Here is a 12,437-nt window from a genome sequence, read left to right on the forward strand (position 1 = left end):
AATTCAGTCAGCTACTGCCAAATAAAGGATGAGGATGAAACACGTATTTATGCCTTAGCCTCATTCAAAACCACTTTAGTATTTCAATAGACGTTGCACGTAAAATAAAAAAGCTAACTGAATTAATTAAATTTCAGTTAGCTTTTTATATTATAAAAATTCATCATCATAAAGCATATTATTTATTGAAGTTGATATTATTCGTATAACCACGCTTCACGTGATCCAGTATAATCACTTAATTCTTCAGCTTTAAACCAAAGGTTAATTTCTTTTTTAGCTGATTCTACCGAGTCTGAACCATGAATAATGTTTCTACCTACAGTTAAACCTAAGTCTCCTCTAATTGTGCCTGGTGTAGCTTCAGATGGATTAGTTTTACCAATAATATGACGCGAAACATTTACTGCATCTTCACCTTCAACTACTATAGCGAATACTGGTGCAGAAGTAATGAAGTCAATTAATTTGTTATAGAATGGTTTATCTGTGTGTTCTGCATAATGTTCTTCTGCAAGTGGCTGTGGTACAGTCATAAATTTACCGCCTACAAGTTTTAGCCCTTTACGTTCAATACGAGAAATGATTTCTCCTACCAAATTGCGTTGTACCGCGTCTGGTTTAATCATTAGAAATGTTCTTTCCATAATGTGTGAATCCCCCTGTTTGTTATGTATCAATTGTACAGTAATAATGTACATAAGTACATATCAATAAAATATTATGTTTTGAGATACATTAATATTTTAACAGGTTATTAAAGCGCTTTCAATGCTTTTCATGTAACTTATAAATTCCTTTTTCCAACTTTTTTAATTAATTTCTTAAACAAGGGTTTAGCAGCTACGCTTTCCAATTGATCAAGTAGATTTAACGCTTTATCTAAATATTTATCACTGATTACTTGTGATTGTTGTATAACATCAGATGATTGAATGCGTTGAATACAATAGTCAAACGTCTCTTGATCTGTGTCCGGAGTAAGTTGTTGTATCTGCGTTTTGAATTCTGGATGCTTTCTCATTTCTAATAATACAGGTAAAGTGATATGACCATTCATCAAGTCACTACCAACTGGTTTCCCTATTTTTTTTTCTGTACTTGTAAAATCGAGGATATCATCAACAATTTGAAAACTCATGCCAATATAATGGCCAATCATTTTTAAATTGTGAACTGTTTTCAAATCGGCACCAGAAGCAATCGCACCTACTTCAGTAGATAATTGTATCAGTAATGCTGTTTTACGATTAATTCTACGCAAATAACTCGTGATGGTTTGATAACCATTGAATTGATCTTGGAATTGAAATAGCTCACCCATACATACTTCAACGATTGCATTTGAAATCGCCGAATGAATACGGTTATCTTCAATATTTGAAATATGTTCAAGCGCTGATGCGAGTAAAAAGTTACCGACAAGAATAGCAGTATTTTGATCCCATTTTTTAGCTATAGTTAAGCTTCCTCGGCGTTTATCACTCTTATCTACGACATCATCGTGAACTAAAGTTGCCATATGAATTAATTCAAGTGCAACAGCTACACGATAAACATCCTCATTCATTTCTTTACCAAACTGGCTGCTTAAAATTACAAAGGCAGGTCTAACGCGTTTGCCACCTGAAGAAAACAAATGATACGAAGCATCTTCTAGTACTTTATCATTGCTTATAAGAGATTGTTCTAATCGCTTTTCGATTTTCTTTATTTCACTATTCATGTTTAACTTTGACACGTTAATCACCTTTGGTTGATTCATTTTTATTTATAGCCAAGGTGCATCGCTGCAACGCCACCTGTAAAGCTACGTATTTTTATGTTACTGAAACCTGCTTGACCAAACAGACGTTTTAGCTTTTCTTTATCTGGAAAGTCAAAAGTAGATTGTTGTAACCATTCATACTCATCTTTGGATTTTGCAAAAACTTTACCGAAAATAGGCATTACAAATTTAAAATAAAGTTTATAACCTTGTTTGAATACTGGTGTTGTAGGTTGGCTAGTTTCTAGACAGACAACCATACCACCTGGTTTAAGCACTCTATGTAATTCTTTGAGTGTAGCTAGATAGTCAGGTACATTACGTAAACCAAACCCAATAGTTACATAATCAAATTCATTGTCTTCAAATGGTAGGTTCATTGCATCACCATGTACAAGTTGTATATTATTCATATCTTGTGTTTTACCTTTGCCGACTTCGAGCATGTTTTCACTAAAGTCCACACCAATGACTTCACCTGTTGGTCCTACAGCCTTACTAAGTGAGATAGACCAATCAGCAGTACCACAACATACATCTAAAGCTTTACTACCAGGTTCAACGTTCATTTCTTTCATAACACGTTTTCTCCATGTCTTATGTTGCTCAAAGCTAATAATATTATTTAGGCGATCGTATTTTCCAGAAATATTTTGAAAAACGTCATGTACTTGTTCTTTTTTTGCTTTATTATCTGCCATAGTTAATTACCTCTTTTTGAATGTATTTCAGACTTTATTTCATCTAAAAATGTAATTAATTCATCTTTAGAAAATTTACTTAAATAAGAAGGATGCTTTTTAGTTATGTTCGCTAATAATTTATCATTGATTGATTCAAGATTGGCATCAGGAGCAAAATGTTGAATTGTAATACATGGAAATAGGTTTTCAACTTTTAATATATATTGACTGATGTGCTCTTTAGTAAGTGCATCGTGATGTATTGACGACTTCATTTCATTCACTTCAACGATTGCTGCACTAATTTTTTTTTGATAAGTTGGAGCGTTTAACTTTGCTAGTAATGTATAAAAATGTGCGCTCAATAAGTCACCAATTAAAATAGACTTTTTAGACGATAACGTTGTAGAAACTTCGTCTAAATGATGCATCGCAGTATCTATTGTGAGGCAAGCTAATCTAGCTTCTTCAGGAATATCATATGAATCAAGAATTTGAGCTAAGTTTTCATCAATGTCTATAGATTCATAATGATGTATACCTTTAAGTCGATGTACAATTTGTTTTTCTAATATGCTTAATGTCGTTTCCATGTTCACACCTCACGTTATTATCCATATACATATTAACATTATATAGAGAAAAATAAAATAAACGATAGTTAAAGCGGTAAATATTTATATATGATGTATTTGTATAAATACATTTCTAGTGTATGAAGCGTTTGTTTTTGATTTATGTATGTATCATTAAATTTATATTAAGCATTGTGACAATTACAACATTTAATTTATATCATCATTACATCGAATGATATCATATTAAGTATAAATAAATGCAGATTGTTTAATGTTCTTAGATTAAAAGTGTATAAAAAAAGAAAAAGCCCCTTTTAAAAGGGCTTTAGTTTTAGTAAAGAATTATTTAACTGCGTCTTTTAATGCTTTACCAGCTTTGAATGCTGGAACTTTGCTTGCAGGGATATCAATTTCTTTACCTGTTTGTGGGTTACGGCCTTTACGAGCAGCACGTTCGCGTACTTCGAAGTTACCGAATCCAATTAATTGTACTTTTTCACCTTTAGAAAGTGATGATTGAATTGATTCGAATACTGCATCTACAGCTAAACCAGCCTCTTTTTTAGTTAAATCAGCTTGTTCTGCAACAGCATTGATTAAGTCTGTCTTGTTCATTATGAATTCACCTCCCCTAGGGTTTATAATGATACTTAATATCATTATGGTATGACTTTAACACAACGAATACTGCAACTGCAATGATTTATGCGCAGAAAACGTTGAAATAATAGGATTTTAACAACAAATTGCTATATATTTGTTAAAAAGTGTAATACTGCTTCTTTATTCTGATTTTTTTCCACGTCCCATAAGATCTTTAACACTTTCATCTACAGGTCTATTTTCAAATAAAACACTATAAAGTGCATTAGTTATTGGCATGTCAACATTTTGCGTTTTTGCTAAATGATAAACTGATTTTGTGGTATATACACCTTCGACAACCATATCCATCTCATCTAATGCTGTGTCTAATGATTTTCCTTCGCCCAATTTAAATCCTAAAGTATAGTTTCTAGAATGCGTAGATGTGCATGTAACGATTAAGTCACCAATGCCACCTAGACCTAAGAAAGTAATAGGGTCAGCACCTAGCTTTTCACCTAAACGACTAATTTCAGCTAAACCTCTAGTCATGAGTGCAGCTTTAGCATTGTCGCCGAAGCCCATGCCTGAGATTACACCACTTGCTACAGCGATGATATTTTTTAAAGCACCACCTAATTCAACCCCTACAAGATCGTCATTTGTGTAAACACGTAAGTAATCATTCATAAATAAGTCCTGTGTTAATTTACTTACTTCAGATGACTTGGAAGATGCAGCAACTGTTGTTGGCTGTTTGATGACAACTTCTTCTGCATGACTTGGTCCTGATAATACACCGATACCTGCATTATGTTCTGCTGAAATAGAATCCTCTAACATTTCAGAAACTCGTTTATAAGTATCATTTTCTATTCCTTTTGCTACATGTATAAATGTTTTTGGAGTTGATAAAAGTGAATCAATTTTGCTTGCTACTGCTCTCATAGCTTTTGTAGGCAATGCCATTAAAAAGACTTCAGAAAAATTTATAGCAGTTTTAATCTCTAATGTTGCTTTGATTGAATCATTGATCTTAGCTGTTTTTAGATATTTACTATTGATGTGTTGTTCATTAATTTCATTGATTGTTTGTTCATTTTTACCCCACATCAATACTTGGTGTCCATTTTCAGCTAAAACATTTGCTAAAGCTGTACCGAAACTTCCTGTACCAAAGACTGTTACTTTAGACATGAATATCTCCTCCGATAATTAATTTCTTTTTCTAGGTATAATATGCACAGGTGTACCTTCAAAACCGAATGCTGCTCTGATTTGATTTTCCAAATAACGTTTATAAGAAAAGTGCATTAATTCTACATCATTTACAAATACGATAAAGGTTGGTGGTTCGATTGCTACTTGCGTAGTATAGAATACGTTCAATCTGCGACCTTTATCAGTCGGAGTTGGGTTCATAGAAAGAGCGTCAGTGATTACCTCATTTAAAGTTGAACTCTTCACGCGTTTTTTATGGTTTTCGCTGGCTTGTGTAATATATGGGAATAACGTTCTAAGTCTTTGACTTTCTTTTGCAGAAACAAATGCAACTTCAGCATAATCTAAGAATTGGAATTCTTTACGAACTTCATCTTTAAATTTTTTCATAGTATTAGTTTCTTTATCAACTGTATCCCATTTATTTACTACGATTACAATAGCTTTACCTTCTTCATGAGCATATCCTGCCACACGTTTATCTTGTTCGATGATACCTTGATCAGCATCAATAACAACTAAAATAACGTTTGAACGCTCGATTGCTTTCAGGGCACGTAATACAGAATATTTTTCTGTGTTTTCATATACTTTTCCTTTTTTACGCATACCTGCTGTATCGATTAGGACATAGTCTTGATCGTCATAAGTATATTCGGTATCGACCGCATCACGTGTTGTGCCTGCTACGTTAGAAACGATAACACGTTCTTCACCTAATATTGCATTGACTAAGCTAGATTTACCAACATTTGGTCGTCCAATAATTGATAAGCGAATTGTGTCATCATCGTATGGATCAGGTTCTTCTTCTTTAAAGTGTTTGACAACTTCATCTAAAAGATCACCTAGACCTAAACCATGTGAACCAGAAATTGGATAAGGATCGCCAAAACCAAGCGCATAGAAATCATAAATCTCATTTCTCATTTCTGGATTATCTACTTTATTTACTGCTAAAACAACAGTTTTTTTTGATTTATACAACATTTGAGCAACAATTTGATCGCTTTGTGTTAAACCCTCTCTTACGTTGACCATAAAAATAATGACATCAGATTCATCTATTGCAATTTCTGCTTGTGCTCTTATTTGTGTTTGGAATGGTGCGTCACCAATTTCAATACCACCTGTATCGATGACGTTAAAATCATGTGTTAACCATTCGCCTGATGAATAAATTCTGTCTCGAGTCACGCCGGGTGTATCTTCTACGATAGATACACGCTCACCTACGACTCTATTGAAAATTGTAGATTTACCTACATTAGGTCTGCCCACAATTGCTACTATAGGTTTAGTCATAACTAACTTCCTCTCTTTTTTAATCTCTATAATTCTATCATAAGGGGTAAGCAAATCAAAAGAAATATTTAATCTGCACTAATATTATTGGGTTTAGGCTAGTATAAAAAAATTGTTTTTAAAGATTACATAAAAATAAATCTTGTCCTAAAAAGAAGTTAGGACAAGATTTAAAATTAGTGTTAAATTTATACGTTAAAACTTGATGTCTTTCAATTTATCTCCGAAAACATCACCTAAAGTAGGATTGTCATCATCGTCAGAACCACTTTCCAAGTATGATTTCGTAGTGGCGCTATCACTTTCAACGACATTTTCCGTTTCTAATGTTGCTTTAATAGATAATGAAATGCGCTCTTTTTCTACGTCGACACCTAGTACTTTGACACTTACTACTTCCCCAGGTTCTAATACTTCGCTTGATGAACCAATGTGAGTATGTCTTATTTCAGAAATGTGTACTAAACCCTGAACGCCCGGTTTGATTTCAACAAAGGCACCGAAGTTAGTTAATCTAACAACTGTTCCTTCGATGACATCACCTTCGTTAAACTCACCTTTTATTGATTCAAATGGACTTGGTAAAGTATCTTTAATTGATAATGAGATACGCTCAGAATCTCTATCAACTGATTTTACTTTTACATTAACTGTATCTCCAATGGATACGACGTCTTCTGGAGATTTAACGTGTTCATGAGATAATTCAGAAACGTGAACAAGTCCATCTACGCCACCAATATCTACAAAAGCGCCAAAGTTAGTTAAGCGTGCAACTTTCCCTTCGATAACATCGCCTTCATTAAGTGAACTTAATAAATCGTCTTTTTTCTCTGCATTTTCTAATGCCTCTACAGCTTTACGACTAAGAATGACACGATTATTAGCAGGATCCAATTCTTCCACTTTTAGTTTAAGAACTTGTCCTTCGAAATCAGAGAAATCTTCAATGAAGTCTGTTGAAATTAATGAAGCTGGAACAAACCCTCTTTGGCCAACATCGACTACTAAACCGCCTTTTACTACTTCAGTGACTTTAGCTTCAATAGTTTTATTGTTGTCTAATTGTTCTTGTAAAAATTCATATGATTTTTCTGTTTCAAGTTGACGTTTAGAAAGTATATAAGCACCTGACTCATTTTCTTCGTCATACTCTACTTTTGTAACATATGCACCAATTTCATCACCAACTTTGACAGCATCACCTGGATTGTCTATATGATGCGTAGAAAGTTGACTAATAGGGATGATACCATTAAATTTAGCACCGTTAATGTTTACAATCACCTGTTTTTCATCAATTTCTTGAATCTCACCAGTAACTGTATCCCCTTCTTTAATCTCTTTGATCATTGATTCGTTGAATTCTTCAGTCATCTTGTCTGCCTCCTTATTACACTACATAATTATAACATCTTATAAACTGACAGAATTGTCAAGAAATTCCCCTTTATTATAGGAATTCAAATTCTATTTGTTAAAAAGTTGTAAAATCAGGCTTTCTAGCTAACTAAAGCTTTGAAATTTTTACCTAAAATTTACATTTATTAATATATATGCAGATCTAATTGATATAAAAATGTACCTTATTTATATACCCTATGTTAGTTATTATATAACCTTTTTACACAATTTAAAAAGAAATGGCATTATAATACGCTGTATTTATAAAAAGAGCTATTATTTTATTTAATTTGAGTAACTAATGATAAAATCTCTTCAGTTACTTTTTCAATACTTTTACCTGTAGTATCTACTGTAATTGCATCATCCGCTTTTTTCAAAGGTGAAATATCACGCATCATGTCATAATTATCTCGATTGGCAATTTCTTGTTTTAATTGTTCAACATTAGAGTCGATGCCTCTTTGTTCATTATCTTTTTGTCTACGCATTGCACGTTCTTCAACAGAGGCAATCATATAAACTTTTAAATCTGCATCTGGCAATACAACTGTTCCAATGTCTCTACCATCCATAACAATACCCTTTTGAGCTGCTAATTCTTGTTGCTTTTTAACTGCAAAGGTACGCACAGCTTCTTTAGATGCTACAAAGGAAACGTTGTTTGTTACATCATTTTCTCTTAAAAAGTCAGTAACATCATGGTTATCTAAAATGACTCTCTGACCTTTTTCTTCATCATAAGTTAATGATAATTCAGATGATTTTATCAATTGTGTGAAATCTTCAGTCTTATTTTGTTTTAAATATTTATAAGTTATAGCGCGATACATTGCGCCAGTATCTATATAAATCATAGATAGTTGTGCAGCAACGCGTTTAGCTATTGTACTTTTCCCTGCAGCAGCAGGTCCATCAAGTGCGATATTAATTAATTTCATTTTAGTAAACCTTCCTTGTTGTTTTATGTATAATATTTTATCATAAATATGTAAGTTATAAATAGGAGGAATGCCCATATGAAAAAACTTCTTCTCATACATACTGGTGGGACGATTAGCATGTCACAAGATGAAGCTAATAAAGTAGTAACAAATTCAGACAATCCAATATCCAACCATCGAGACATTATTGAACAATATGCTGATGTAACAGAAATTACACCATTTAACGTTCCATCCCCACATATGAATATAAAATATGTAGAAACATTAAAGCATATTATTGAAGATGCTAGTAGAAATGAAAATTATGATGGTTTTGTTATTACTCATGGTACAGATACGTTAGAAGAAACAGCATACTTATTAGATCTTACTATAAATGTTTCGAAACCGATAACAATTACAGGTGCTATGCGTTCTTCAAATGAAATTGGTTCAGATGGTTTGTATAATTTTATCTCAGCTATTAGAGTAGCTTCAAGTGATAATGCAGCAGATATGGGTGTTATGGTTGTATTTAACGATGAAATTCATACTGCAAGAAATGTGACTAAAACACATACCTCCAATACGAATACATTTCAGAGTCCCAATCATGGTCCATTGGGTGTAGTGACAAAAAACAATGTTCAATTTCACCATAAACCATACGAACATTTAGTTTTAAATAATATTGACCATGATTTAAACATTCCTTTAGTGAAAGCTTATATGGGTATGAATAATGATGTTTTAAACTTTTATAGTGAACATCAAGTTGATGGGATCATTATCGAAGGCCTAGGCCAAGGCAATCTTCCACCTACTTGTTTAGAAGGCCTAGATAAGTGTTTGGACAAAGTAATACCTATTGTACTTGTCTCACGTTCTTTTAATGGTATTGTTGGCCCAATTTATGCCTATGAAGGCGGCGGTGCTACCTTAGCTGAAAAAGGCGTTATTTTTTCAAACGGATTAAATGGACCAAAAGCAAGACTTAAACTTTTAGTTGGTTTAAGTAATCAATTAAACGCTAAGCAGTTAAAAAAATATTTCGAATCACAGTTATAATGATTTTTAATAATTAAAGAGAAAAACATGTTTATGTCTTCTCAAACTAGAAAGGAATTGTTTTTGTTTACGTTTTTGTGGTCACAGCCGCAGATTTTATGATTTGGTTAGTACTATTCTCGTAGGAGTCGGCTCAAAGTACTGCCATTTTTCAAATAACGTTGTATCATTCACCATCATTCATTGATTGAACCTATACAAAGGCAAACTCAAATAAAATGAATATATAGCTAAGTTAGCAAAAAAGATTACCTCCACTCACAAGAAAATTACAAATAATAGAATTTATGAACAAAGATTTTATCAAGGGAAAATGTTTATAAAAACCAATGCTTTTATTATGAGAAATTCATGTATAATATTATTAAAAACTAGAGGCTGAGACATAAATACATGTCCCAGCCTCTAGTTTTTAATTTTAGGATTCTAGTGGTGTTTGTTTTTTAGATAAAATACTTTGAGTGATAATACCGCCATGGTATTTGCCGTTTTCTATAAATATTGTATTTGCATCATTACCTGCCGCAATGACACCAGCAATATAGCAATTTTCGACATTTGTTTCATAAGTTTCTTTGTTATAAACTGGCGCAGTACCAAATTCATTACTGTTGATATCTATACCAATAGATTGTAGAAAATCATAGTCTGGATGATAACCAATCATAGCGAAGACATAATCATTAAAAATTTCAATTGTTTGATTTCCTTGCTCATAAAATACACTATCTTCTGTTATTTTAGTAACATTTGAATTAAATGCCATGTTAATTTTTTCATGACGTACTAGAGATTCAAAGTTCGGTAAAATCCATGGTTTAATTGCTTTTGGATAATCTTCTCCACGATAAATAACTGTTACGTTTGCCCCAGCTTTTTCTAACTCTAGAGCTGCATCTACAGCTGAGTTTTTACCTCCGACAATTACAACGTTTTGGTCAAAATAAGGATGTGCTTCTTTAAAATAATGCATTACTTTTGGAAGCTCTGCTCCATCTACTTCAAGATGATTGTGATGACCATAATAGCCAGTTGCTACAGTAAGGAATCTACACTGATAGACATCTTTAGTTGTTGTAATCGTAAAACGGTTATTAATTTTTTTCACTGTGAGGACTTCTTCAAAAGCATTAACGCGCAATTGATGATGCTTAACCACTGCTCTGTAATATACTAGAGCTTGATTTCTATGTGGTTTGCTTTCTTCAACAATAAATGGAATATCCCCAATACTTAATTTATCACTTGATGAAAAGAAAGTTTGATGCGTTGGATAATTATAGATCGCATCTACAACATTTCCTTTTTCAATAACTAAAGTATCAATACCTTTTTTCTTTTGTTCAATAGCAGCACTTAATCCACAAGGACCGCCACCAATAATTATACTTTCAACTGTTTTCATAGTTTATTTGTCCTCCTTATACCACCAATATATTATACCAATAGTTTAGGAAAAACCAAATGATAGAAATCAAATATTTTTGCACAAAATAGATTGACGCTTTATTAATATTAAAAATCTAATACAAAAACGACCAAACTCACTAATTTAAGGAGTTTGGTCGTTTAATTAGTTTTTACTTATGAGGTAATAAACTATTGTGGAATAACAAGGCGTTGTCCATTATGGATTTCATTTCCTTGTAGATTATTTGCTTGTCTGATTTTTTCAACGTTTTCTGGTGAACCACTACCATAATATTGAATAGCAATTCTATATAGGTTTTGGCCATTGACTACATGCGATTGTTGGCCAGAGTTACTATTTGCTTGTTCGCTATCTTGGTTGTTAGTTGCTTGAGATTGATCTGAAGATGAATTACTTTGAGCGTTAGATTGGTCATTTTGTTGATCTTGACCACTTTGACTGCTTTGGTCGCTTTGACCTTGACTGTTTTGTGCACTATTTGTTGTATCTTGTGAACCATTGCTAGCTGAATCAGAATTAGCATCGCTAGTTGCTTGATCAGAATTAGCGTCATTATCTGCTTGATCAGAATTTTCGCTATCAGAATTAGCGTCACTATTTGCTTGGTCAGAATTTTCGCTATCAGAAGTGGCAGAATCTGAACCACTATTGCTGTCTTCTGAGTTTGCAGAAGAGTCATCTTTATTAGCTTTATCATCTTCTGATTTTTTATCTTCGTCTTTATCTTTTTCAGAATCAGACTTACTATCTTTGTTATCAGCTACTTTTTTGTCATCGCTTTTTTTGTCATCATCGTTATCGCCAGTTAAAGCCATTCCACCGAAAATAGCAATTGCAGCTAATATTAATATCGCAGCTAATATTGGTAATAATTTACCTAATAAACCGCCTTTTTTCTTTTTCTTATTATCGTCGTCATTATCATCGTCGTTCTTACCGTTGCCACCATTACCGCCGTTGCCATTTCCACCGCCAGCTTTAGAATGTGCCGCTGCGGCAGCACCTGCACCAGTTGCAGCAGCGCCTCCAGCTACAGCGGCACCTTTTTTCTTAGAACTATTTTTATCATTTTTATTTTTATCTTTATTTTCTGCTTCGTTTTCGCTGTGATTATCTTTGTTGTCTTTGTGTTTGCCAGCAGCATAAGCACCTGCACCAGTTGCACCAGTTGCAGCAGCGGCACCTCCAGCTACAGCAGCACCTTTTTTCTTAGAACTATTTTTATCATTTTCAGAATGCGAAGCATCGTCTGATTTGTCTACTTGTTCGCTATCTGATTTGTTGATATTTTGTTCATTATCATTTAAGTCATTTTCTGAACTCTTATTATCGTTGTGTTTGCCAGCAGCATAAGCACCTGCACCAGTTGCAGCAGCGGCACCTCCAGCTACATCAGCACCTTTTTTCTTAGAACTATTTTTATCATTTTCAGAATGCGAAGCATCGTCTGATTTGTCTACTTGTTCG

The 12,437-nt window shown here is 33.2% G+C and carries 12 protein-coding genes; 1 reads left to right on the forward strand and 11 read right to left on the reverse strand.

Going from position 1 to position 12,437, the window contains the following annotated elements:
* Nucleotides 1–197: 197 nt before the first annotated feature.
* The 9 genes from ndk to cmk form a co-directional block, all read right to left on the reverse strand.
* Nucleotides 198–647: a nucleoside-diphosphate kinase gene (gene ndk / locus ACA31_RS04800; protein ID WP_057512232.1), complete on the reverse strand. Its 450-nt coding sequence runs from the start codon at nucleotides 645–647 to the stop codon at nucleotides 198–200.
* Nucleotides 648–787: 140 nt separating this feature from the next.
* Nucleotides 788–1,741: a polyprenyl synthetase family protein gene (locus ACA31_RS04805; protein ID WP_172793157.1), complete on the reverse strand. Its 954-nt coding sequence runs from the start codon at nucleotides 1,739–1,741 to the stop codon at nucleotides 788–790.
* 26 nt (nucleotides 1,742–1,767) lie between these two features.
* Nucleotides 1,768–2,469 carry a demethylmenaquinone methyltransferase gene (locus tag ACA31_RS04810; protein ID WP_057512234.1) on the reverse strand — a complete coding sequence of 234 codons (702 nt, stop codon included), beginning with the start codon at nucleotides 2,467–2,469 and terminating at the stop codon, nucleotides 1,768–1,770.
* A gap of 2 nt (nucleotides 2,470–2,471) precedes the next feature.
* Nucleotides 2,472–3,044 (reverse strand): hypothetical protein, encoded by a 573-nt coding sequence (locus tag ACA31_RS04815; RefSeq protein ID WP_057512235.1) that lies wholly within the window; start codon nucleotides 3,042–3,044, stop codon nucleotides 2,472–2,474.
* A gap of 327 nt (nucleotides 3,045–3,371) precedes the next feature.
* Nucleotides 3,372–3,644, reverse strand: a complete 273-nt coding sequence (locus tag ACA31_RS04820; RefSeq protein ID WP_002483248.1) for an HU family DNA-binding protein — start codon at nucleotides 3,642–3,644, stop codon at nucleotides 3,372–3,374.
* A gap of 168 nt (nucleotides 3,645–3,812) precedes the next feature.
* Nucleotides 3,813–4,811: an NAD(P)H-dependent glycerol-3-phosphate dehydrogenase gene (locus ACA31_RS04825; protein WP_057512236.1), complete on the reverse strand. Its 999-nt coding sequence runs from the start codon at nucleotides 4,809–4,811 to the stop codon at nucleotides 3,813–3,815.
* An 18-nt stretch (nucleotides 4,812–4,829) separates the two neighbouring features.
* The gene (gene der / locus ACA31_RS04830; protein ID WP_057512237.1) at nucleotides 4,830–6,140 is read right to left on the reverse strand and encodes a ribosome biogenesis GTPase Der; all 1,311 of its coding nucleotides are present in this window, start codon (nucleotides 6,138–6,140) and stop codon (nucleotides 4,830–4,832) included.
* A 195-nt stretch (nucleotides 6,141–6,335) separates the two neighbouring features.
* A complete protein-coding gene (gene rpsA / locus ACA31_RS04835; protein WP_057512238.1) occupies nucleotides 6,336–7,517 on the reverse strand; it encodes a 30S ribosomal protein S1 in 1,182 nt (393 codons plus the stop codon).
* 308 nt (nucleotides 7,518–7,825) lie between these two features.
* The gene (cmk, locus tag ACA31_RS04840; protein ID WP_057512542.1) at nucleotides 7,826–8,485 is read right to left on the reverse strand and encodes a (d)CMP kinase; all 660 of its coding nucleotides are present in this window, start codon (nucleotides 8,483–8,485) and stop codon (nucleotides 7,826–7,828) included.
* Nucleotides 8,486–8,563: 78 nt separating this feature from the next.
* Between cmk and ACA31_RS04845 the strand changes: the two genes are divergently transcribed.
* Nucleotides 8,564–9,538 carry an asparaginase gene (locus ACA31_RS04845; RefSeq protein WP_057512239.1) on the forward strand — a complete coding sequence of 325 codons (975 nt, stop codon included), beginning with the start codon at nucleotides 8,564–8,566 and terminating at the stop codon, nucleotides 9,536–9,538.
* A 418-nt stretch (nucleotides 9,539–9,956) separates the two neighbouring features.
* Here the strand turns inward: ACA31_RS04845 and ypdA are convergent, their stop codons facing one another.
* Both ypdA and ACA31_RS04855 read right to left on the reverse strand, forming a co-directional pair.
* Nucleotides 9,957–10,943, reverse strand: a complete 987-nt coding sequence (gene ypdA, locus ACA31_RS04850) for a bacillithiol disulfide reductase YpdA (RefSeq protein WP_057512240.1) — start codon at nucleotides 10,941–10,943, stop codon at nucleotides 9,957–9,959.
* 194 nt (nucleotides 10,944–11,137) lie between these two features.
* A partial coding sequence (locus ACA31_RS04855; protein WP_057512241.1) for a LysM peptidoglycan-binding domain-containing protein occupies nucleotides 11,138–12,437 on the reverse strand: 1,300 nt, incomplete at its 5' end.

Source organism: Staphylococcus sp. NAM3COL9 (genome assembly GCF_001431205.1).
Taxonomy (GTDB): Bacteria; Bacillota; Bacilli; order Staphylococcales; family Staphylococcaceae; genus Staphylococcus.